The 22,777-nt window shown below is 46.2% G+C and carries 19 protein-coding genes and 1 pseudogene; 10 read left to right on the top strand and 10 right to left on the bottom strand.

Annotated features, from left to right (window positions below; all coding sequences use genetic code 11):
• Positions 1-18: 18 nt before the first annotated feature.
• The 3 genes from BXY_RS06350 (at position 19) to BXY_RS06360 (ending at position 6,269) form a co-directional block, all read left to right on the top strand.
• Entirely contained in the window at positions 19-1,302 is a 1,284-nt protein-coding gene (locus tag BXY_RS06350; protein ID WP_134993518.1) for an efflux RND transporter periplasmic adaptor subunit, read from the top strand.
• Between the two features lie 18 nt (positions 1,303-1,320).
• Positions 1,321-4,518, top strand: coding sequence for an efflux RND transporter permease subunit (locus BXY_RS06355; RefSeq protein WP_015531483.1), 3,198 nt, complete (start codon positions 1,321-1,323; stop codon positions 4,516-4,518).
• A gap of 386 nt (positions 4,519-4,904) precedes the next feature.
• Complete coding sequence (locus tag BXY_RS06360; RefSeq protein ID WP_009038708.1) at positions 4,905-6,269, top strand: TolC family protein; 1,365 nt, start codon at positions 4,905-4,907, stop codon at positions 6,267-6,269.
• 126 nt (positions 6,270-6,395) lie between these two features.
• On the opposite strand, the gene BXY_RS06365 is transcribed toward BXY_RS06360, so the two are convergent.
• The 9 genes and pseudogenes from BXY_RS06365 to BXY_RS06405 all read right to left on the bottom strand — a co-directional run bounded on the left by BXY_RS06365 (position 6,396) and on the right by BXY_RS06405 (position 11,508).
• Positions 6,396-6,935 (bottom strand): hypothetical protein, encoded by a 540-nt coding sequence (locus tag BXY_RS06365; RefSeq protein WP_229096981.1) that lies wholly within the window; start codon positions 6,933-6,935, stop codon positions 6,396-6,398.
• Positions 6,936-6,961: 26 nt separating this feature from the next.
• Positions 6,962-7,156, bottom strand: a complete 195-nt coding sequence (locus BXY_RS06370; RefSeq protein ID WP_004317307.1) for a hypothetical protein — start codon at positions 7,154-7,156, stop codon at positions 6,962-6,964.
• Positions 7,157-7,304: 148 nt separating this feature from the next.
• Positions 7,305-7,580, bottom strand: a pseudogene (locus BXY_RS06375) (hypothetical protein); the annotation flags it as partial.
• Between the two features lie 19 nt (positions 7,581-7,599).
• Entirely contained in the window at positions 7,600-8,223 is a 624-nt protein-coding gene (locus BXY_RS06380; protein WP_015531486.1) for an NYN domain-containing protein, read from the bottom strand.
• A 318-nt stretch (positions 8,224-8,541) separates the two neighbouring features.
• On the bottom strand, positions 8,542-9,591 hold the full coding sequence (locus BXY_RS06385) for a DUF4373 domain-containing protein (RefSeq protein ID WP_015531487.1): 1,050 nt from the start codon (positions 9,589-9,591) through the stop codon (positions 8,542-8,544).
• A gap of 47 nt (positions 9,592-9,638) precedes the next feature.
• A complete protein-coding gene (locus BXY_RS06390) occupies positions 9,639-10,082 on the bottom strand; it encodes an N-acetylmuramoyl-L-alanine amidase (protein WP_009038703.1) in 444 nt (147 codons plus the stop codon).
• Positions 10,079-10,834: an HNH endonuclease gene (locus BXY_RS06395; RefSeq protein ID WP_015531488.1), complete on the bottom strand. Its 756-nt coding sequence runs from the start codon at positions 10,832-10,834 to the stop codon at positions 10,079-10,081. Before BXY_RS06395 ends, BXY_RS06390 begins: the two co-directional genes overlap by 4 nt.
• Before the next feature lie 108 nt (positions 10,835-10,942).
• Positions 10,943-11,167, bottom strand: coding sequence for a hypothetical protein (locus BXY_RS06400; protein WP_015531489.1), 225 nt, complete (start codon positions 11,165-11,167; stop codon positions 10,943-10,945).
• Complete coding sequence (locus BXY_RS06405; protein ID WP_008770759.1) at positions 11,164-11,508, bottom strand: SH3 beta-barrel fold-containing protein; 345 nt, start codon at positions 11,506-11,508, stop codon at positions 11,164-11,166. Before BXY_RS06405 ends, BXY_RS06400 begins: the two co-directional genes overlap by 4 nt.
• Before the next feature lie 295 nt (positions 11,509-11,803).
• On the opposite strand from BXY_RS06405, the gene BXY_RS06410 reads away from it, so the two are divergent.
• Entirely contained in the window at positions 11,804-12,271 is a 468-nt protein-coding gene (locus tag BXY_RS06410) for a hypothetical protein (protein WP_008770760.1), read from the top strand.
• Between the two features lie 42 nt (positions 12,272-12,313).
• Here BXY_RS06410 and BXY_RS06415 read toward each other — a convergent pair whose 3' ends face one another.
• Positions 12,314-12,538: a carboxypeptidase-like regulatory domain-containing protein gene (locus tag BXY_RS06415; RefSeq protein WP_134993515.1), complete on the bottom strand. Its 225-nt coding sequence runs from the start codon at positions 12,536-12,538 to the stop codon at positions 12,314-12,316.
• Between the two features lie 584 nt (positions 12,539-13,122).
• Between BXY_RS06415 and BXY_RS06420 the strand changes: the two genes are divergently transcribed.
• The 6 genes from BXY_RS06420 (at position 13,123) to BXY_RS06445 (ending at position 22,753) form a co-directional block, all read left to right on the top strand.
• On the top strand, positions 13,123-16,260 hold the full coding sequence (locus BXY_RS06420; RefSeq protein ID WP_195436415.1) for a SusC/RagA family TonB-linked outer membrane protein: 3,138 nt from the start codon (positions 13,123-13,125) through the stop codon (positions 16,258-16,260).
• A gap of 38 nt (positions 16,261-16,298) precedes the next feature.
• On the top strand, positions 16,299-17,852 hold the full coding sequence (locus BXY_RS06425; protein ID WP_015531491.1) for a RagB/SusD family nutrient uptake outer membrane protein: 1,554 nt from the start codon (positions 16,299-16,301) through the stop codon (positions 17,850-17,852).
• Positions 17,853-17,872: 20 nt separating this feature from the next.
• The gene (locus BXY_RS06430) at positions 17,873-18,784 is read left to right on the top strand and encodes a zinc-binding metallopeptidase (protein WP_015531492.1); all 912 of its coding nucleotides are present in this window, start codon (positions 17,873-17,875) and stop codon (positions 18,782-18,784) included.
• Positions 18,785-18,812: 28 nt separating this feature from the next.
• Positions 18,813-20,120 (top strand): DUF4302 domain-containing protein, encoded by a 1,308-nt coding sequence (locus tag BXY_RS06435; protein ID WP_015531493.1) that lies wholly within the window; start codon positions 18,813-18,815, stop codon positions 20,118-20,120.
• Position 20,121: 1 nt separating this feature from the next.
• Positions 20,122-21,297, top strand: coding sequence for a BACON domain-containing protein (locus tag BXY_RS06440; RefSeq protein ID WP_015531494.1), 1,176 nt, complete (start codon positions 20,122-20,124; stop codon positions 21,295-21,297).
• A gap of 259 nt (positions 21,298-21,556) precedes the next feature.
• Positions 21,557-22,753 (top strand): hypothetical protein, encoded by a 1,197-nt coding sequence (locus BXY_RS06445; protein WP_015531495.1) that lies wholly within the window; start codon positions 21,557-21,559, stop codon positions 22,751-22,753.
• The last annotated feature ends 24 nt before the right edge of the window (positions 22,754-22,777 follow it).

Genomic DNA, 22,777 nt, shown 5'->3' on the forward strand with positions numbered 1-22,777 from the left:
TTTAATAGGTAACAGAAAATGAGTAGAAAGGTATGTAAAATGAAGCAGGGATTATTGTTGCTCTGCTGTATGATTGCTGCGACAGGCTGTAAACAGGCTTCCCCGGCACAAATGGAAACAGAATACGAAGTGATGACCGTTGTTCCGGCCGACCGGATGATTTCAAGCGCCTACTCGGCAACCATCCGCGGACGCCAAGATATTGATATTTATCCCCAGGTGAGTGGTACGCTGACTAAAGTCTGTGTGACGGAAGGTCAACGCGTGAAGAACGGACAGACGTTGTTCATCATCGATCAGGTGCCGTATGAAGCTGCTTTGCAAACGGCAGTGGCAAACGTTGAATCGGCAAAAGCCTCTCTGGCTACGGCACAACTGACGTATGACAGTAAAGAGGAACTGTATAAAGCGAACGTAGTTTCCTCTTTCGATTTGAGTACCGCGAAAAACTCCCTACTGGCTGCCAAGGCACAGTTGGCGCAGGCAAAAGCGCAGGAAGTGAGTGCCCGCAACAATCTTTCTTATACGGTTGTGAAAAGTCCGGCAGACGGTGTGGTGGGTACATTGCCTTACCGCGTAGGCGCTTTGGTGAGTTCCGCTCTTGCCCAACCGCTGACAACGGTTTCCGACAATTCGGATATGTATGTTTACTTCTCCATGACGGAAAACCAGTTGCTGGGACTCATCCGCCAATACGGTTCCAAAGAAGAGGCGCTGAAAAATATGCCTGCCATCAATCTGCAACTGAACGATAAATCGGCTTATTCCGAACAAGGACAGATCGAGTCGATTAGTGGAGTGATCGATCGTTCGACGGGTACGGTCAGTCTGCGTGCTGTTTTTCCGAATAAGGAAGGATTGTTGCATAGCGGTGGTGCGGGCAACGTGATTGTTCCTGTGCAGAAAACGGGAGCATTGACCATTCCACAGGCTGCCACTTTCGAAATACAGGATAAGAGATATGTATATAAAGTAGTGGACGGTAAAGCTCAATCAAACCCGGTACAGGTGACTCGCGTCAACGGCGGTCGGGAATTTATTGTAGATGAAGGGCTGGTACCGGGAGATGTGATTGTGGCCGAAGGCGTAGGATTGCTTCGTGAAGGTACTCCGGTCAAGGCGAAGGCTGCTCAAACTCCAGTGGCAGGAGTGACAAAGGCTAATCAATCTTCATCAGCAGAGACAATAAATCAATCCTCATTAGCAGAGGCAATCAACCAATCCTCATTAGCGGAGACGACCGCTCAATCTCTGTTGGCAGAGACAGCCACAGCGTCTCCGGCCACAACTACTGAAAATTAAACCAAGGAGGAATCATTCATGAATTTAAGAACCTTTATAGAACGCCCCGTATTATCGGCAGTCATTTCTATTACGATTGTTGTAGTGGGTATCATCGGGCTGTTCAGTCTGCCTGTTGAGCAGTACCCCGATATTGCTCCGCCTACCATTATGGTGAGTACCACCTATTATGGTGCCAGTGCGGAAACGTTGCAGAAGAGTGTAATCGCGCCTTTGGAAGAGGCGATCAATGGGGTGGAGGACATGACCTACATGACATCTTCCGCCACCAATGCCGGTTCGGTGAGCATCACCGTCTATTTTAAGCAGGGCACCGATCCTGATATGGCGGCTGTCAACGTGCAAAACCGTGTGTCGCGTGCTACGGGACAGCTTCCGGCGGAAGTAACCCAAGTCGGTGTGACCACTTCCAAGCGGCAGACGAGTATCTTGCAGATGTTCTCCTTGTCCAGTCCGGACGAGAGTTATGACGAGAACTTCCTGTCCAACTATATCAGCATCAACCTGAAACCACAGATTCTCCGCATCTCCGGTGTGGGCGATATGATGATTATGGGTGGTGAATATAGTATGCGTGTATGGATGAAGCCGGATCTGATGGCACAGTACAAACTGATTCCGTCCGACATCACCGGCGTGCTTGCCGAGCAGAATATCGAATCGGCAACCGGTTCGTTTGGCGAGAACTCGAATGAAACGTACCAATATACGATGAAGTACAAGGGACGTCTGATTACTCCCGAAGAATTTGGCGACATCGTCATCCGTTCTAGCGATACTGGCGAGGTGTTGAAACTGAAAGATATTGCCGACGTACAACTGGGACAGGACAGCTACGCTTACCACGGTGGTATGGACGGCCATCCGGGTGTGTCTTGTATGGTGTTCCAGACGGCAGGTTCCAATGCGACGGAAGTAAACCAGAACATCGACAAATTTCTCGATGAGGCACGCAAGGATCTTCCGAAAGGAGTGGAGCTGACACAGATGATGAGCTCCAACGACTTCCTGTTCGCTTCCATTCATGAGGTGGTGAAGACGTTGATCGAGGCAATTATCCTCGTGATCCTTGTGGTGTACGTTTTCTTGCAGGACTTCCGTTCCACATTGATTCCTTTGGTCGGAATCGTTGTGTCTCTGGTAGGTACGTTCGCTTTCATGGCGATAGCTGGATTCAGTATCAACCTGCTGACACTGTTTGCGCTCGTGCTGGTGATCGGTACGGTGGTGGATGATGCCATTATTGTCGTCGAGGCGGTGCAGGCGCGGTTCGATGTGGGGTACAGGTCGTCCTATATGGCAAGTATCGACGCGATGAAAGGTATCAGTAATGCTGTTATCACTTCTTCACTGGTGTTTATGGCGGTATTTATTCCGGTGTCCTTTATGGGCGGCACTTCCGGTACGTTTTATACACAGTTCGGGTTGACGATGGCGGTGGCAGTAGGTATTTCGGCTATCAATGCGTTGACCTTGAGTCCGGCTTTGTGCGCATTGCTGCTCAAGCCTTACATCAATGAAGACGGAACGCAGAAGAACAACTTTGCGGCACGTTTCCGTAAGTCTTTCAATTCGGCTTTCGATGTGATGGTGGATAAATATAAGACGATTGTATTGCTCTTTATCAAGCGCAGATGGCTCACATGGTCGCTGCTGGCTTGTTCCGTAGTGTTGCTTGTGTTCCTGATGAATACGACAAAGACCAGTCTGGTGCCCGACGAGGATCAGGGGGTGATTTTCGTCAATGTAAGTACGGCGGCAGGCAGTTCGCTCACAACGACGGATGAGGTGATGGAACGCATCGAAAAACGCCTGATGGCGATTCCCCAACTGAAGCACGTGCAGAAAGTGGCCGGTTACGGTTTGCTGGCCGGACAAGGAAGTTCGTTCGGAATGTTGATTCTTAAGTTGAAGCCGTGGGACGAACGACCGGATGACGCGGATAATGTGCAGTCGGTGATCGGACAGGTGTATGCCCTTACGGCCGATATTAAAGATGCCAGTGTGTTCGCCATCTCACCGGGTATGATTCCGGGCTACGGTATGGGTAATGCGCTCGAGCTCCACATGCAGGACAAGATGGGCGGTGATATCAATGAGTTCTTTACCACTACCCAGCAATATTTGGGCGCGTTGAACCAACGGCCTGAAATAGCAATGGCTTATTCGACGTTCGACGTGCGCTATCCGCAATGGACGGTAGAGGTGGATGCGGCTAAATGCAAGCGTGCAGGTATCACGCCCGACGCTGTGTTGAGTACGCTGTCCGGCTACTACGGTGGTCAGTATGTGTCCAACTTCAACCGTTTCTCTAAAGTGTACCGCGTTATGATTCAGGCCGATCCGATGTTCCGTCTGGACGAGACTTCGCTCGACAACGCTTTTGTGCGTATGTCCAATGGTGAGATGGCTCCGTTGAGCCAGTTCGTTACACTGACCCGCAGCTATGGTGCCGAGTCGTTGAGCCGTTTCAATATGTATAACTCCATTGCGGTGAACGCGATGCCGGCTGATGGATACAGTACGGGAGATGCGATCAAGGCTGTGCAGGAAACGGCGGAACAGTCTCTTCCGAAAGGTTACGGCTATGACTACGGAGGTATCACCCGTGAGGAAAACCAGCAAAGCGGCACGACGATGATTATTTTCGGTATCTGCTTTCTGATGATTTACCTCATTCTAAGCGCGCTCTACGAGAGCTTCATTATTCCGTTCGCCGTTCTTTTGAGTGTGCCTTGCGGATTGATGGGTAGCTTCCTTTTCGCCCGGATGTTCGGACTGGAGAATAATATTTACCTGCAAACGGGTCTGATTATGTTGATCGGCTTGCTGGCAAAAACGGCTATCTTGCTGACGGAATATGCTGCCGAACGCCGTAAGGCCGGTATGGGACTGATTGCTTCTGCTGTCAGTGCAGCCAAAGCCCGTCTGCGCCCGATTCTGATGACGGCTTTGACGATGATTTTCGGTCTGTTCCCGCTGATGATGTCTAGTGGAGTAGGAGCTAACGGTAACCGTTCATTGGGTACGGGAGTAGTTGGCGGTATGACTATCGGTACGCTGGCACTGCTTTTCATCGTGCCGACTTTGTTCATTGCTTTCCAATGGTTGCAGGAACGTCTCCGTCCCGTACAGAGTGCCCCTACGCATGATTGGCAGATTGAAGAGGAAATCAAAGTGAGCGAGGAAGAAAAGTCCAGGGCTGGAAAAGAGTAATTCTGATTTTTAGACAGAAGAACATAAGTACAAAAGATAAAGTCGGTGTAGTCATATAATTAATGTAATCATATAATCGATGTAATTAATATAAGTATATCACCATCATTAGTTTATATCATAAATTCAGGTACAGATTAGAAAGTTGCTTAATAACAGCCATCATTCGAGGAACCATGTAATCCGCGTAATCCGTGCCTGATAATATAAGATGAGTATGCAAAAATACTTAGTTGATATAATGAATACAATCATTGTAATAGAACGTTGACAATGACTTCAATATTTGTTCTTTTGTTCTTCTGTCTGAAAGATAAAATAAGCATTTAATTAGGATACAGTGAATCTGTCCTCCTCATTAGTTTATATCATAAATTTATAGTTGAATGAGAAAAATAATAATTCTGTCCGCAGCAACACTCGTTTTGAGCAGTTGCGGTATCTATAATAAATACAAACCGGTATCGGAAGTCCCCGAAGGACTTTACGGTAGCGAATCAGTTGCCGCCGCCGATACGGCAAACTTCGGCAACCTCTCGTGGCAGGAGGTCTTTACCGATCCGTCTTTGCAAAACCTGATTGATTCGGCACTCGTGCGCAACACGGATATGCAGACTGCCCACTTGCGTGTGAAAGAAGCGGAAGCTACCTTGCTGACGTCCAAACTGTCTTATCTGCCTTCTTTATTCCTTGCGCCGGAAGGAGCTGCCAGCAGCTTCGACCGTGGAAAGGCGACGCAGACTTACTCTCTGCCCGTGACCGCTTCGTGGGAACTGGATATTTTCGGAAAAGTGACCACCGCAAAACGTCGTGCGAAAGCTGCTTACGAGCAGAGCAAGGAATATGAACAAGCCGTAAAGACACAATTGGTGGCATCCGTTGCCAACACCTATTACACTTTGTTGATGCTCGATTCGCAATATGAGATAGCCGTTGCCACCGAAGCTGCGTGGAAGGAAAGCGTGAACGCCACCCGTGCCATGAAAAAAGCCGGTATGGTGAACGAGGCGGGACTGGCGCAGACGGAGGCTACTTATTATAATATATGTACCACCGTGCTCGACCTGAAAGAACAAATCAATCAGGCGGAAAATTCACTGGCGTTGTTGCTGGCTGAAACTCCCCATGAGATACAGCGTGGCAAACTGGGAAACCAGCAGTTGCCGGAAAACTTCTCCGTAGGTGTTCCCTTGCAGATGCTTTCCAACCGTCCCGATGTGCGTAGCGCAGAATTCTCGTTGGCGCAGGCTTTCTACACCACAAATGCCGCCCGTGCCGCTTTCTATCCTTCCATCACGTTGAGTGGCAGCGCAGGCTGGACCAACAGTGCGGGTAGCATGATTGTCAATCCGGGTAAGTTTCTGGCTTCCGCCGTAGCTTCTCTGACGCAGCCTCTATTTAATAAAGGCGCCAACATCGCCCAACTGAAAATAGCGAAAGCCCAACAGGAGGAAGCCCGCCTTAGCTTTGAGCAAACCTTGCTGAATGCAGGTGTGGAAGTGAACGAGGCACTGGTACAGTATCAGACTGCTCGCGAGAAAGCCGACTACTATGACAAGCAGGTAGCCTCTTTGCAAACAGCCGCCAAGAGCACAAGCCTGTTGATGAAGCATGGCAACACCACTTATCTGGAAGTGCTGACGGCACAACAGACGTTGCTCAACGCGCAACTGTCACAAGTGGCGAACCGCTTTACCGAAATTCAGGGTGTGATTACGTTGTATCAGGCTTTGGGTGGCGGCCGTATGTAGGGAGGTATGTTTAAAATGGATGGCATCCGTTACATTGACTAACATCTGGTACCTGATCATTTGAATGTTTGTGTATGAAGAGAAAGAGGTGGGCTACCCTGTGAAGGGGAACTCACCTCTTTTGTTTTAGCTGTCTATGTCATATAGGTTAAGAAGGGTTTCTTTAATTCTGTCTTTTTTTCTCTCTATATCAGAACACTCTTTTTTGTTTACCATCAGGTAAGAACTGATTTCTATAAATTCGTAATGTTCAAAACGTTTTTTACCAAATAATTGGGTAGCCATGTTTTTGTATAATCTGAACCTTTGATTGTTGGCTCTTCCTTCTATTTTGTTAGATTCTAAATCTAAACTTTGAGCACCATTTATCACAAATGAAGCTAGTGGGAATTCTTGTAAAATGAGAGGGACAATGCTGGCACAAGTCATAAATATACGTAGAGTTTCTGTATAGTTGTGCATTTTGAGAATTCGGTTATATTTATTATCGAGCTTTTTGTCTCTGGCAGCATAAAACTTGATGGCAAAAATATCATTGGTAACTTCAACCCTGACAATGTATTTTAGTCTTTGACAGATATCTTTTCTGTTTGAGTAGAATTTATAAATATATGCAAAATCAAAAGCGTCACCAACATTTGGTGACGCTTTTTGAATAAATATCATCTTATAAGGCCTTATATTATCCAGCATTACGGTACAAGTCTTATACTTGTATTTACAGGAATATTTGTTTCGTTTACACGATTCCCGTTTCCGACAATTTTTTTGAGAGACACAGTTTTATATTCGCTTATTGATTTCCATCCAAGTCTCTCACCTTTGCTCTTTTTGGTGTTGTTAGCAGCCAATGAAGCTTCTTTCTGTTTTTTTAAACTGTTTCCCATAATTAATGTCTCCTTTAGAGCTATGCCCCAAATATCTGTTTTGGAACGTAATAATGTTATTACTCCGCAAAAATAACAAATATATTTGCAAGAGAGGGTGGCTGATTGTGGATTGATGAGTGCTTTTAACTTCTTTTGTCTAATTACTCTATAACTCTTCGATCATGCTTAAAGGTAAATCAGTACATTCGGCAATAGATTGGTTGTCTATCCCTTTGGCTTTCATGTTCCGGGCTATTTGTAGTTGGGCTTTTTGGGCGCCTTCTTTCATCCCTTTTTGTTCAGCTGCATCCATTGTCACCAAATAATCGCGGTACACCTTGACGCTATTGTCGTATCGCTCCCTGTCTTCCGGAGACATAGAAGCTACATCGGCGATATCTTTCAATTTCTCGAAGACAGCTTTTCGTGCCTTGAACGGCAAGATAGGTCGAACTAAAATCTTATTTCCACTCATCCGGGCGTTCTATTACATATCCGTTTGGTAGCTGCACTTTTTGGGGCAATATATGTTTCTTGAATATATTAAAAGCGCCATCAAGTTTACGTGTGCCATCACTTAGGTTCGATAAATTAGATGAATATCTGTTAGGAGGAAAATATACATAGACCTTTTGTAACGGGTTAAATTCTCTTATCAGCTCTACAGGTGGTATTAAATCGCTGTCTGCTGATACAATGATAGCAATGTCACAGCGCTTTTTATAGGCGTCCGACAGAATCTTTGTAGCTATTCGTACATCTGTCTCTTTTTCTTCAAAAGAATGAATGATACCACCACAATAACGGCATTTAATCTCTTTTTTGAGGTATTTACCCAATATCAAGTTAAATTTAGGGTTACATTTGTTTGCTTGAAATAGTTTATCTTGCCTATCGTGTTTGCCTGCATCTGTTGGACGAGCTGAAAAATAATTGACTTCTACCAATTCTTGATAGGACTTTAGAAAACTATTAAAGAAGCTGACTAAATCCAGCCAATAACACATTTTCCATTTTTTAGACTTCAGCCCGTAATAGAAATTAAAACCGTCTACATAGACTATTACTTTCTTTTTGTCTTCCATAGCGTTATATATAAAAAAAACCCATCTTTAATTGATGGGTCAGCCTTAGTATTTCTCAACTAAGGGGGGGTAATTTGTACCACAAAGGTACAAATCTTTTTTAGAATAACAAATTGATAGGTTCTTTTTCTTCCTTTTTTATGATTTACTTTATTCTTTGGTTTCTCGAGTTACAAATACTGGCTCTACAAGTCGAGGCCTTTTCCTTGTATGATAAGAAGCGATAGTTCTTGGTTTTCTATCTTTCTTTGCCTGAATTTATGATATAAACGAATGATGATGGCATGTTTCGTTTTTATATTCAGACTTTTTCCCGGTTTATCTTCCCCTGATTAGCTTTTTCAGTGTCCCGTTGTATGTGTTTTCAAATTCCGTCGGATGATTGAGCGCCCAAAGAATGTAATCACCCGGTTCGTTCTTTTTGAGTAGGGTAGGGCGGTATTGGGAACTAAGGATTTTCCATAAAATCCCGCCGGGACCTCCCAGTTCTTTACGTCGGGCAAGGGCGGCAATCGCTTTCACTGTCTGTTCGTTCCGGATACCGATTGTTTGCATATTTAGTAGAAGTATAGCTTCCGATCCCCCTCCCGTTTGCATCCCTTCCGAAATCGTTTTCGGAGCTGTTTCTAAGACTGTTCCCGGAGCTGTTCCCGGAGCTGTTTCAGAAATTGTTTCAGAAACCGTCTCCGCAGTAGATTCCGTTTTTTCTCTTCCAATCGATTTATCCAAAGACAAACCCTCTACAACGACAGGCGAAGCCTGAAAAACGCTGTTTGACGGAACGGGCGGCATTATCCTCTCATTCTTTTTTTCGCATTTTCCTTGTCTCTCTGTCTCTTTGTCTTTTTTGATTTCAGATTTGCTCTCATTTTCCATATCCATTTCCTGTTTACCTTTGATATCTGTATCCGTTTCCTCTTTTGTTTGTGGCATTGTTGTAGCAAAATCATGGGATTCTGTTACATCTTTAAAATCTTCCTCGATAAGCCAGAAATGTTCCAGAGGTAATTTGTATTTTCTCCGGCTGTCGGTGATGATTTTATGATATTGTTCCTGAATGGCCTGTGAGGTCAATACACCGTACTCCTTATATATAAGATTGTCGAACAGCCCCACCGCCAGGCAATCATCAATGATGGCCTGCATTTCCTCCTCCTCGCAACACGCTTCCTGGGCGATGTCGAAGAGCGTGTCTTTGTTCCACGAAATATAATAACCTTTCTCTTTATAAATGAGGCAAAGCAGTGAAGTGAGCGCAGCAATCCCTGCCGCATGGTGGCGACAGGAGATGCGGCGTACTTTTCTGTCCTGCAGAAAATTGACATCGAGGGGAAAATAATCTAATCCGGGTTTGGAAATGCGGGCCATGATGATAAATTACTGATTGTAAATAATTGATAATAAATAACTGATAATTATTGAATAAACTCCGCTTTTACATCGAAGCAGGGGCAGGATTTTATATACTCGTTCGGTGAGATAATACCGTCTCCATTAAGGTCGGGACTGGTGTCCCGATGTCCTATCACCTGTTGCAGAGAAGGGAAGACAAGGCGCAAATCTTCTACCAGCCGGACAAGTGCTTCACGCTGCGCTTCCGTTCGTGTGTCGGCAGGCCGACCGTTCCTGTCCAGTCCGCCAATGTAGCAGATACCGATAGACCGATGATTCCATCCCGTGCAATGTGCTCCGTCGAGGGCAACATCCCTTCCCGGTTCAACCGTGCCGTCGAGACGGACGACGAAGTGATAACCGATAGAACGGAAGCCGCGTTGACGATGCCAGCGGTCGATGTCGGCAGCGGTAAAATCCTGTCCCGCACGAGTGGCGGAACAATGGATGATGATGGTGTCTCTCATTGTGAAATCCTCCTTTCTTGTTTGCGTATAGTAGGGGAGGTGAATCCGAAGGCGGCAGCCTCCTCTGCAGACAGTTGACGGTAATATTGCTTTGTCACCGAGTGGTGCACCGGAGTGAAGGGAGCGTGAATCGGTGGTACAGCCGTATCCGTTATTGCCAATGAGTTTAAAAAGACAGGCAGTTGTGATAAAGCCGATGAATTGGCAAAGGGAACTTTCATGAAATCGTTTCCCCGATGTTGCCTTGCACGTAGGTTATGTAGCCATACACGATCCGGATGTTTCAGTTGCAGGATGAGCCAGTGTTGGTGTGACGGTTTCAGGCGTTCCTCTCTGCCCATTTCTTTCATAGACGGGTAGGCACGTAAAATGATTCCTTTCGCATCCGTTACGGCGCAGGGAGCTTTACGGGAACCTGTTCCGGTGGGGCGTAATCCTGTGCGGATGGCGTGCATCGTGTTGGTGTATGCATCGCACCATTCAAGGTTTGACACGTGGTTGTTCATTGTGTTTCCGTCAAGGTGGTTTATTTGCGGCAGATGTTTCGGGTTCGGAATAAATGCTTTGGCAATTAAGCGGTGGACGTTGTAATCGGTACAAATTCCTTTATTCAGGAGTGATACCGTTTCATAACCGGTTCCGATGATTTTAGTGCAAAGAATTAACTTCGATTTGCCCTTGAAACTCAATACCCGCCCATGATCTGAAATCATATAGTCGGGGTTTTCTTCAATAAATCTCCAATTTTCCATACTTGATACTGATAAATGTTAATAAAATTATACTCTGTTAAAAAATAGTCGCTTCTCTGAATTTGGCAAGGAGAAACGGCGTTTCCTGCATCTGTTAAACGGCGCTTCCTAGTGTGGAAAAGCGGCGTTTCTTGTATGTGTTAAACGGCGTTTCTTGCTGTCTTCATCTTGCTCTGTAGGAGGTTCGAGCCGTTCGGCACAGTGAATGAGAAATTCTAATTCTTCTCGGCAACCTTGAATCGCTTCTTGCAGGGAGTCTACATTATACTGTCTGCAAAGAGCTTCCCACTCTTTTCGTTCTTGCAGGTTCATCCTTTTTTCCTGTAGATTCATTCCACTTCGATATCCAGAAAATTTTCAGCATGAAAGGTGCGCCAGCCTTTGGCATCGATGTCGTAATAGACGACAAATGTGTTCTCCGGTTTCGGTGTGTACGGGCGGCGGAAACTATGTTCGTAGCCGATGAGTGTGCCGGTGGCACGACGGATGGTTCCATCCTGCTTGGTATATCGGAAACAGACGTTTCCGTGATGCATTTGTCGGATAAGCTTTCCTATCCGGTGAGCCGTGACGAGTGCATCGTGTCGGCTCATGCCATTACTTTGCCGGATGACAGCGGCCTGCTTCATAAGCCGTATCCGTTGAAGTGAATGATTCTTTTTGATTTCAGTCATTTTTTTATTCGGTTTATTTTTGATTACGGTGGCAAAGGTAGAAGATGAGTTGCGTAAAGGTTGTCCAAGCTTGACGCATAAAAAAAGAATGGATACGAATGTGTCATGCTTGAATGAGTCGATGCATTAAAAGATTCGACCTGTTTTTTTTGATTATGTCAGTTGGGTAGAAAATGGGTACCTCCAAATCTATCCATATTTAAATTTATTCATGGAATAAGAACGAATGTGTCATGCTTGAACACAAATGTTAAAAGAAATATCGGACTTTTGTGGAATAATATAAAAATAAATTATGAAAAAGGAAAGCAAGAAATTTAAAGTAAAAAGTAGAGATAAACAGAGTAAAACAACCGGTGTCCGTCATAGTGACGACGATGTGAAGAAAGCGGTGGTGGATCGTATTTTTAAGATAGAACAGTTGAATAATATTCCGGAAAGATATGTGGCGAACCATTCGAATTGTTCGCGCTCTTCAATAGGACGTATGTGTAAATGTAAATTTGACGGTCAGAGTCCTATCCCCGATTGGACAACTATTCATAATTATTCTGCTTGTATCATTGGAAAGTCTGAATTTATTCCCGGATTTCCCGAAGTGTTGTGTCATGTTTTAAATCTAATTGTTGACGATTCAGCAGATATAGACTGCACGGTGGATAATGACTGCCATATAGATATTGAAATTCGATTTCATACCTCCAAAAAACTGGTTAAGGATCCTATGGAAAAGGAAGGAGATAGGGAGAAAGAGGAACAATAAAAAGTAGAATTAAAGACGAAAATAGAAGGAATGGACTAATGATTACCAAGTTCTTGATGAACTTGGTACATTACTAATCACGAACTTTCCATCAAGGTCAGTGGTAGTTCCGATAGATGTACCTTTAATTACAACAGATGCCCCTATGACAGGTTGATTGTCTTCCTCGGAGAAGACAATGCCTGTTACCTTTTTAGAGGTTTGGGCAATTGTCAGGCTAATGCTTGCTAATAAGCAAGTTAATAACAGCGTTAGTTTTCTTTTCATATAGTTTTTATATAGTAGAATAGTCTGTTTTGTTATTTAATTATTTGCAAAAGTAAGCACATTTTTAGAAAAACAAAGAAAAATATGAAAAAAAATGCGAAATTGAACTGTATAGACAAAATACTATTGATGAAAAAGAAATGCAGATGAAACGAGTGTGTAAAAGTGAATTTCTATGCCTTTGTGATGGTTGATAATTCAAAAGAAGTTCCTTTTTGATATTTAAATGTGATAAAATAGCCTGATAAGATGTTTAATAACACATGAAAAATCATTAATTAGCATCTATCGGTAGAAAAAGGATAGTTTTCGGGAAGATTATGAATTTCGTGACCGTTATCTTTTATATTGTCACTTGGAGTTCAGGATAAAAGCTATTTGGGAACTGGAAAGGTCATTATATAAAAGATATTTTCTACCTCTTCAGTAAACCGGTAAAAGACGAAAAAAGTAGATTAAAGGCAAAAAAGGAAGATTATTTTTATCTTATAGTTCCGCATTTGTTTGCTTGTATTCTCTTTAGGTATCTTCTTTTTTATGTTTATTAAAGACTTTATATTTAGATATTTGCGGAGGAATGGGCTATGAAACGTATAAGTTCATCAAGAACTTTGCGAATCACCTATGTCGGCATGAAGCCGCAGGATGTTCCTATTAAGCCGGGGACAATCAAGGTGATGATGAAATCCGACTCCGAAGTATTGCAGGAAGTGGTGGTGACCGGTATGCAAAAGATGGACAAACGCCTGTTTACGGGAGCCACCAAACAATTGGATGCCGATAATGTGAAACTGGACGGTCTGCCCGACATCAGTCGCGGCTTGGAAGGTCGTGCGGCAGGAGTTTCCGTTCAGAACGTTTCGGGTACTTTCGGTACCGCTCCTAAGATTCGTGTGCGCGGTGCTACTTCCATTTACGGAAGTTCCAAGCCCCTTTGGGTAGTAGACGGAGTGATTCTTGAAGATGCCATCGACGTAGGTCCCGACGATCTTTCCTCCGGTGATGCGGAGACATTAATCAGTTCCGCCATAGCCGGGTTGAATTCCGACGACATCGAGAGCTTTCAGATATTGAAAGACGGATCGGCGACTTCCATTTACGGTGCACGTGCGATGGCAGGCGTGATTGTGGTCACCACCAAAAAAGGCCGTGCCGGAGTCAGCAAAATCAGTTATACCGGTGAGTTTACCACCCGTGCCATACCCAGTTACAAAGAATTCAATATCATGAATTCGCAGGAACAGATGGGTATCTATAAAGAGATGGAGCAGAAAGGCTGGCTGAACAGTGCCGACCTTTTCCGTGCCAAAGACACGGGAGTGTACGGTCGTATGTATCGTCTCATCGACGAGTATAATAACAGCAACGGCCAGCGCGGACTTCTCAACACCCCCGAATCCCGCAATGCTTATCTCCGTGAAGCGGAAATGCGTAACACCGACTGGTTCGACGTGCTTTTCACCAATGCCATTTCGCAGAATCATTCCGTCAGCGTCACCGCCGGAACGGAAAAATCATCCTTCTATGCCTCGTTGAGCGCTATGCTCGATCCGGGCTGGTACAAGCAGAGCAAAGTGAAGCGTTACACAGCCAACGTAAACACCACCTATAATCTTTATAAAAACCTGTCGATCAACCTGATTTCTAACGCTTCCTACCGTCAACAAAACGCACCGGGAACGATGAGCTCTAGCCTCGACATCGCTTCCGGAAAGATGTCACGCGGATTCGATATCAACCCTTATTCTTACGCGCTCAATACGAGCCGTACGCTCGACCCGTCTGCGGATTATATCAGCAACTACGCTCCATTCAACATTCTTCACGAACTGGATAATAACTACATCGAAATCAACATGGTAGATGTGAAATTTCAAGGCGAGCTGAAATGGAAAGTGATTCAAGGACTTGAATTGAGTGCCCTCGGAGCTGTGAGATACCAGACCTCGTCGCAGGAACACAACGTGCTCGACGATGCCAACCAAGCCGTTGCCTACCGTACCGGTATGGACGACGCCACCATCCGCGAACAAAACGGATTGCTTTATAAAGACCCCGACAATCCATACGCCCTGCCTATCACCCTGCTGCCCGAGGGGGGAATCTACCAGCGTCAGGACCGCCGTATGTTGGGGCTCGATTTCCGCGGAACCCTCTCATGGAATCACCTTTTTGCCGAAAAACACATCACTAACTTCTTTGCCGGTATGGAAGTGAACAGCCTTAAAAAGGCATATTCTTCCTTTCAGGGCTGGGGAATGCAATATTCGATGGGGGAAATTCCTTCCTACGTCTATCAGTTTTTCAAGAACGGAATAGAGTCCGGTTCGCGTTATTACAGTCTGGGGCACTCCGAAACCCGTAGCATTGCGAGCTTTCTCAACGCCACCTATTCTTATGACGGCCGTTACACGCTCAACGGAACGTTTCGTTACGAAGGAACCAACCGCATGGGCCGCAGCCGTTCGTCACGCTGGCTGCCCACGTGGAACTTGTCCGGTGCGTGGAACGTGCACGAGGAAGCTTTTTTTAAAGCGCTCCAACCCACTCTTTCCAACCTGACTCTGAAAGCTTCTTACTCTCTTACTGCCGATCGCGGTCCGGCGGAAGTAACCAATTCGCAAGCCATCATCCGCAGTTTCTCTCCCTATCGTCCTTTTACCGATATTCAGGAAACGGGACTTTACATCGAGGACATCGAGAACAGCGAACTCACCTACGAGAAAAAGCATGAACTGAACATCGGCATCGACCTCAGTTTGCTCGAAAACCGGATCAATTTCTCTGCCGACTGGTATCAGCGCAACAACTATGACCTGATCGGTGTAGTTCCCACGCAGGGAGTGGGCGGTTTCATCAACAAATATGCCAACGTAGCCACGATGAAATCCCACGGTGTGGAGTTCACCCTTTCCACCCGCAACATTCGCACGAAAGATTTTTCGTGGAATACGGACTTTATCTTCTCCTACGCCAAAAATGAAGTGACCCAACTGAAAGGACTCACCAGCATGATGGAACTGGTATCCGGCAACGGTTTCGCCCGTGAAGGCTATCCCGTGCGCGGACTGTTTTCCATCCCTTTTGCAGGGCTCGACGCGGACGGTATTCCACAGTATCTGATTGACGGAAAACTGACCACTACCGGTGTCAACTTTCAGGAACGGGAGAAACTTGATTATCTGAAATATGAAGGTCCTACCGACCCTACTGTCACAGGAAGTTTCGGTAACGTATTCACTTACAAAGGCTTCAAACTGAATGTCTTTATGACCTATTCTTTCGGCAACGTAGTTCGACTGGACCCTGTGTTCAACTATAAATACTCCGACCTCACCGCCATGCCGCGTGAGTTTAAGAATCGTTGGACGGTCTCCGGCGATGAGGCGAAAACCAATATACCAGTGATAATAAGCGACCCGCAATATCAGGCGAATACCTCGCTCTATCTTGCTTACAATGCTTACAACTACTCCACGGAGCGTATTGCCAAAGGCGATTTTATCCGTATGAAGGAAATATCACTGATGTATGAGTTCCCGAAAAGCTGGATTGCCCCTGCCAAAATTTCCAACTTGTCGCTTAAGTTGCAGGCCACTAACCTCTTCCTGATTTATGCCGGCAAGAAACTGAACGGGCAGGATCCGGAATTTGTGAATACCGGCGGTGTAGCATCGCCCGTACCCCGCCAGTTCACCCTCACCCTGCGCCTGGGACTGTAAGTAAAGAATAGAGAATCAACCTAAAAAACATACGAGAGATGAAGAAAAAGATAAACCATATACTCCCTGCACTGGTACTGACCGCAAGTTTAGGTCTGACCACCGTCTCCTGCAACGGCTTTCTGGACGAAATGCCGGACAACCGTACGGAGTTGAACACCGACCAGAAAATAGCCAAACTGCTTGTATCGGCGTATGCCGACGTGTCGCCCAACGAACTGTTCGAGCTTTACAGCGATAACTCTGATGATAGTGGCCCTACCTACGGTTACTACAAGCTTTCCGAACAAGAGTGCTACCACTGGCAAGACACCAAGGAAGAATATCAGGACACGCCCAATTCTCTTTGGGGAGGTTACTACAGCGCAATAGCCGCCGCCAATATGGCGCTCGATGCCATCGAAGAAAAAGGAAATCCGGCGTCACTCGACCCACAGAGAGGTGAAGCGCTCGTGTGCCGTGCCTACTGTCATTTCATGTTGGCGAATATCTTCTGCAACGCCTACGACACTCATGCCTCCCAATCTTTAGGAGTGCCTTATATGGAAGAGGTAGAAACCACCGTATCTCCCCGTTACGAACGAGGTACGTTGGAAGAAGTGTACCGAAAAGTGGAGCGTGACCTCCTCGAAGGGATCGACTTGATTTCGGACGACAGCTACTCTGTACCCAAATATCACTTTACCCGTAAAGCCGCTTATGCCTTTGCCGCCCGTTTCTACCTTTATTATATGAAGCCCGATTTTTCCAATTGCGACCGTGTGATTGATTTTGCCACCCGTGTATTGGGGACTAATCCTGCCGATCTGCTGCGCAACTGGGAAGCGTTGGGTAATCTTTCCGTGAACGGAAACGTGCAGGCAGATGCCTATATCGCCTCTTCCAATGAAGCCAACCTGTTGATAAGCAGCACCGTTTCCAACTGGGGAGCAATCGGGAGTGACTATCTGATAGGTCCGCGTTACTTCCACAACCAGACGCTCGCTACCAGCGAAACCTGTCTGTCTTCAGGATTGTGGGGCAGTTCGGATTATTTCTATCTGAAACCTTTCTCCACCAACGGGTTTGTTGCCAGTATCCTGCGCAAGAGCGGGCTTTATGAGGGCACATACCTTTATTATATGCCGGTTTTGTTTTCTACGGACGAAACCTTGCTTTGTCGTGCCGAAGCATACGCGCTGAAGAAAATGTATGCCCAGTCGGCAGCCGACATCACGAGTTGGCAACGTGCCTATACCCGCAACAAATCGGTGCTGACACCCGAACAGATCAACACCTATTATGATAGGATGAGTTTTTATACTCCCTTCACGCAACAAACACCGAAAAAGAAACTGGCCCCCGACTTTACGATTGAAGAGGGAATGCAGGAAAACTTCATCCATTGTATTCTGCATATCCGTCGTATCACCACCCTGCACGAAGGGATGCGCTGGCCCGACATCAAGCGATATGGCATCCTGATTTATCGCCGTGACATGGCCAACCAGCGTGTCACCGACGAAATGCCTCCGAACGACTTGCGTTATGCAATCCAAATTCCGAGGAGTGTGATCGTGGCGGGTATACAACCCAACCCGAGAAGAAATTAACAAAGAAAAAAGTGGAAGTTATGAAAAAACAGCTCATTTATTTTTTGCTTGCCCTTACCGCAGTCTGCCTGGGAGCTTGCAACAATGACGACGAAATAGATACTGCGCACAGCATTTTCTCCACCGAGCCGGTGGAGAGGAACGCTTTCGACGATTGGTTGCTCGACAACTACACATATCCCTACAACATCGATTTCATGTATCGCATGAAGGACATCGAAAGCGACCATAAATACAATCTTGTACCTGCCGATTATGATAAAGCGGTGGCACTGTCCAAAATCATCAAGCACGTCTGGATGGACGCTTATGTAGAACTGGCTGGAATCGATTTTCTCCGCGTATATGTGCCTAAAACCTTTCATCTCATCGGATCGCCTGCTTACGAAAGTAGCGGGAATATGGTACTCGGTACGGCAGAAGGCGGAAAGAAAATCACGCTTTACAACGTGAACGACCTCAACGTGAAGAAAATCAATATCGAAAAACTGAACAACTATTACTTTGAAACGATGCACCATGAGTTCGCTCATATCCTTCACCAGAAACGGAACTTCGACCCTTCTTTCAACCGGATCTCGGAGGGGAAATATGTGGGAGCCGACTGGTACTACTACATGACTGCAGAGGGAGCCATGCCCCGTACAAACGATATAGCGTGGCCCGACGGCTTCGTGACCGCCTATGCCATGAATCAGGCGAACGAGGATTTCGTGGAAAACATAGCCATGTACGTCACCCACACGCAGACCTACTGGGATAATATGTTGAGGGCTGCCGGAGAAACGGGTGCAGCCACTATCAATAAAAAGTTTGCTATTGTTTACAACTATATGCGGGATACTTGGGGAATCGACCTCAACGAACTGCGCAAAATCGTACTGCGTCGTCAGCAGGAAATTACCGAAATTGACTTGAGTACGATTCAATGAGTATGAATTTTAATTATACATTATCACTATGAAGAAGAATATAACAATATACCTCTTGTTAGCTCTTGCCTGCCTGGGCTTGCAGTCATGTCTCTTTCAGGAGGAGAACTACTTTGACGATTCGTCTGCCAACCGTGCCACAGCCGATGTGAACCGGTGCAGCGAACTTTTGAAAGCGGCTCCGAATGGCTGGGTGATGGAATATTACATCGGCAAGGATTATTCGCTTGGAGGCATCACCCTGCTTTGCAGGTTTGATGGTCAGCGGGTGACAATGGCTTCGCAGATGTCGGAAGCAGATGAGACGGTCAGTTCGCTCTATAGCGTTAAGTCGGAACAGGCGACGATGTTGTCATTCGATACCTATAATTATCTGGTGCATTATTTCGGGCAGCCGCAGGGAAGTATGTCTGACGACCCGAACGGGACGCTCGGAGGCGACTACGAATTTATTATTTCGAGTGCTTCTGCCGAGCGTATCGAACTGAAAGGCAAAAAATACGGCAACCGGATTGTGATGAAGGCACTTACCGAAGACCAGACGTGGAAGCAATATCTCACCAAAATTAAGAAGGTGGAGGACGATGCTTTCTTTTATGAATATGATTTACTGATGGACGGACTCTACACGGGGCAAATGCTGCGCAGCAACTATACGTTTATCGTGACTTATTACGACGAAATAGGAAAAGTGCATCAGAAAACCGTGCCTTTTATGTTTACCGCCGACGGACTACGTTTCCATGAACCGGTAACGATAGACGGGCAGACGATGCAGAATTTTGTCTGGAAGAACGAGCTTATCAGCTTTGTCTGTACCGACGAAGGGGCTACGGGAGTCAAACTGGCGGGTGTCTACACTGCCGGGTATCAAAGCTATGATTATTATCCGGGCACTTATCAGATGGATTTTTACCGCCTGAACGATGAAACGGGACAACTGGAAGTGGCCTCGCAGGAAGTCCGGCTATTGAAGAACGAAGACGGGAAGAGTTACTGGCTCAAAGGGTTGGAATATGATATTCTGGTGATGTATGACAAGCCGCGTGGCGGACTTTCCGTCTCTCCGCAACTTCTCGAAAAGGTACAGGGCGGATATGTTTATCTGGCTATGTGGGACGTAATGAACGATTATGTGCTCCGCAATAAGTCTATCGGACTGATTAGCTATGCTACCACTAACGGCATTTACCTGGTGGACAATGGAGTCTGGATGGGGGAAGTTTCCGGATTCATCTTCGGAGTGTACAACTCGCAGGAGGAGGACGCAGCTTTCATCGGATACACGGATGCAGTTGCGTCAATCAGATTGGTAAAAAAAACAATAGAAGAATAGTATGATGAACAAGTTATTTATGATAGTAGTATCCGTATGCTGCCTGCTGATGACAGCGTGCGGCACGGAAAACGATGAAACGCCGCAGGGCTTCCGCATTGTGGACACGGATGTCGATCTGGTTGCCGGCGGTGGAACGGTGGAAGTGGTTTTGCAGGCTGCCGGAGAACTGACGGCTGTTTCCGGTGCGGACTGGTGCAGGGTGATCGAAGTGACAAACGAGAAAATCACATTACTCGCCAGGGCTAATTATGAATATGTGTCACGTGCCACGCAAGTGACCGTAAGCGATGGTAGCAACGAACAGAAGATTGTGGTGACACAGGCTGGTAATATTTTTGCGCCCGATACCGACCAACAGGTGTTGCGGCTCGGAAATGCTCCTTCACAGACTGTGGTGCGGGTCAACAGTTCGTTTGATTTCAAGGTGAGTATACAGAAAGGAGTCGATTGGGTGGAAGTCCCTACAGCCTCGAAAGAGGAAGGCTTCCTGCTCGTACTGAAAGAGAACAAAACCGGAAATCCGCGTGCCTGCCAACTGATGGTCAGTACGAATGAGGGACGGAAGTTTTTCTATTATGTCTACCAGTATGAAGCGAGTGACTTGCTCGGAGCATGGAGGGACAGCCAGATTTATGTGAAATGGGATACGAAAAAGATAGATAAGGCATATCGTCTCTCGGCTACGGAGGTGACGAAAGATGCGGAAGGTGATGGTTATACGATCAATATGTCGTTAGTCGGTACTCCGGTGGCACCGTATCTGAAAGATCCCTCGAAGGCCACGATTTCATTGCAGGCAACCTACGAGGATGGAGCTTTTGTGGTTCCTATCGGCGCAGCGCAGAAAGATTTTGTCCTGACGCAGGAGGTGGATGGAACGGCCAATAATGCAATGAACCGGACAGCTGATGACACAGCACTGGAAGAGGATGTCGTTTTACAAACATTATACGGCTTTTCCGTAGCAGCTTCCTCCAACATTTATGCGAAAGGTAATTTCGGATTTGCTCCTGTGCTTTATCAGGATGGTTCTATCGGGATGAGTTATCAGGATGTAGCCGGTGCGCCGGAGAGCGGGTGTTATCTTGCGATAGCATTGTTCGACGGACAGCAGTTTTCTACGGCAGCATTGAAAGACTATATTCTTTTCCCTGACATTGCGCTCTTTAAATAGTTGGAAACTTGCAACTTATGAATCAACCGGATATAACGTTTCCGGAATAGATGTATGAAGAAAAGAACTACCGTTGTGAAACGGAATGAGAGGTTAATAACTCTCTCTTAATTTTAACTTTACATATATGACAGGCGGGGAGGACTACCCGTGTGGAAAACGGGAGTTTTTTTCCCGGGATTACCCCGCCTTTTTTATTGCCTCCAGGGGGACTACGGAAGTTCTTTTTAATGTTGTAACGATATAAAATAACTCTTATATGGATAAAAAATTAATGAATTTATTAGGTGTCTGGCTGTTCGCTGTTGCGTCTGTATGTGCGTTGACCGCTTGCAGCGACAATGACACAGAAAATCCGGAGGGCGAAAAAACCGGCGGAGAAAATGGAAAACCGACTCCTGAAACCGTAGAGTTTATCAACTCCAACCTGGTGTACTGGGGAGATGAAGACGGAGTGGGGACGGATCACTTTGTACTCACTCTTTATACGGATATGGAAGTGGATGCTGCCGGTAATCCGATAGGGCCGGGCAAGATAATGGCGTTCAGCCTGAACGTTCCTCCGTTTGCTTCCGGAACCACGGAGTTTCCGCTTCCCGAAAGAACCTTTGATGCGGCACCGAACGGATACACGTTTAATGAATGGACATTCAACCTTGGCTACATGAACCAAATGGATCTGCCAACCGGGAAAGTGGAGGTGCCTGCCGGTTCTTTCTACGGTGATGTGAAAGCACACTCCACCAGTGTCGATGCCGACTTGCTTTCCGGAGGTAAAATGACCGTGAAACGGAGTGCCGACGGCGAATATACAATCAGTGGCGTTTTGGTAGGTGACTTGTCGCTCAAACGTTATTTCACTTATACGGGAAAATTGACTACTATCGACCGTCATGGAAGTACGGAAGAAATTCCGAACTCTACGCTGAACGCCGATCTCACTCTGAACGAATGGGCGCAGGCCCGTCTGCAAGATAAGGCCGATTTTTATTATTTGCAAGACGAATCGTGCCGGGTACTCGAACTCTACTTGGCAGAAGAGGGGGTAGGACTTGCCGAAACATGGCCGACGGGCAACGGAAGAGTGCTGAAGGTGGAATTTTTTGTAGAATGGGCTACGGATGTGACACAAGGTATTCCGGCTGGTACGTATAAAGTAGTGGCACGTGACGAAGAATCGAAGGGGATTCCGCGAGAATTCCTGAAACCGGGAGGCATTGCTTCGGGTTATCCCAATGTATTTACGTATCCGGCAGGAACCTGGTACGAGAAAATATCCAACGGAACCATGAAGGAATATGCACGTATAGACGCCGGAACGATGACCGTGGTGCGTGACGGTGACAAACATACGCTGACCATAGACTTTATCGATTGTGATAAAGCACACCCGCATCATGTGCGTAGCACCTTTTCGCAGGATACTCCCATCAATGTGTTCGGCTATCATCCGTAAATCAGAACGGAGCGCCTCATTTGG

The sequence above is a fragment of the Bacteroides xylanisolvens XB1A genome (genome assembly GCF_000210075.1).
GTDB lineage: Bacteria > Bacteroidota > Bacteroidia > Bacteroidales > Bacteroidaceae > Bacteroides > Bacteroides xylanisolvens.

Excerpts from the sequence above, each read along its gene's own strand:
- BXY_RS06350 (WP_134993518.1), top strand. The coding sequence starts at position 19 with ATGAGTAGAAAGGTATGTAAAATGAAGCAGGGATTATTGTTGCTCTGC.
- BXY_RS06355 (WP_015531483.1), top strand. The coding sequence starts at position 1,321 with ATGAATTTAAGAACCTTTATAGAACGCCCCGTATTATCGGCAGTCATT.
- BXY_RS06360 (WP_009038708.1), top strand. The coding sequence starts at position 4,905 with ATGAGAAAAATAATAATTCTGTCCGCAGCAACACTCGTTTTGAGCAGT.
- BXY_RS06365 (WP_229096981.1), bottom strand. The coding sequence starts at position 6,935 with ATGATATTTATTCAAAAAGCGTCACCAAATGTTGGTGACGCTTTTGAT.
- BXY_RS06370 (WP_004317307.1), bottom strand. The coding sequence starts at position 7,156 with ATGGGAAACAGTTTAAAAAAACAGAAAGAAGCTTCATTGGCTGCTAAC.
- BXY_RS06380 (WP_015531486.1), bottom strand. The coding sequence starts at position 8,223 with ATGGAAGACAAAAAGAAAGTAATAGTCTATGTAGACGGTTTTAATTTC.
- BXY_RS06385 (WP_015531487.1), bottom strand. The coding sequence starts at position 9,591 with ATGGCCCGCATTTCCAAACCCGGATTAGATTATTTTCCCCTCGATGTC.
- BXY_RS06390 (WP_009038703.1), bottom strand. The coding sequence starts at position 10,082 with ATGAGAGACACCATCATCATCCATTGTTCCGCCACTCGTGCGGGACAG.
- BXY_RS06395 (WP_015531488.1), bottom strand. The coding sequence starts at position 10,834 with ATGGAAAATTGGAGATTTATTGAAGAAAACCCCGACTATATGATTTCA.
- BXY_RS06400 (WP_015531489.1), bottom strand. The coding sequence starts at position 11,167 with ATGAATCTACAGGAAAAAAGGATGAACCTGCAAGAACGAAAAGAGTGG.
- BXY_RS06405 (WP_008770759.1), bottom strand. The coding sequence starts at position 11,508 with ATGACTGAAATCAAAAAGAATCATTCACTTCAACGGATACGGCTTATG.
- BXY_RS06410 (WP_008770760.1), top strand. The coding sequence starts at position 11,804 with ATGAAAAAGGAAAGCAAGAAATTTAAAGTAAAAAGTAGAGATAAACAG.
- BXY_RS06415 (WP_134993515.1), bottom strand. The coding sequence starts at position 12,538 with ATGAAAAGAAAACTAACGCTGTTATTAACTTGCTTATTAGCAAGCATT.
- BXY_RS06420 (WP_195436415.1), top strand. The coding sequence starts at position 13,123 with ATGAAACGTATAAGTTCATCAAGAACTTTGCGAATCACCTATGTCGGC.
- BXY_RS06425 (WP_015531491.1), top strand. The coding sequence starts at position 16,299 with ATGAAGAAAAAGATAAACCATATACTCCCTGCACTGGTACTGACCGCA.
- BXY_RS06430 (WP_015531492.1), top strand. The coding sequence starts at position 17,873 with ATGAAAAAACAGCTCATTTATTTTTTGCTTGCCCTTACCGCAGTCTGC.
- BXY_RS06435 (WP_015531493.1), top strand. The coding sequence starts at position 18,813 with ATGAAGAAGAATATAACAATATACCTCTTGTTAGCTCTTGCCTGCCTG.
- BXY_RS06440 (WP_015531494.1), top strand. The coding sequence starts at position 20,122 with ATGATGAACAAGTTATTTATGATAGTAGTATCCGTATGCTGCCTGCTG.
- BXY_RS06445 (WP_015531495.1), top strand. The coding sequence starts at position 21,557 with ATGGATAAAAAATTAATGAATTTATTAGGTGTCTGGCTGTTCGCTGTT.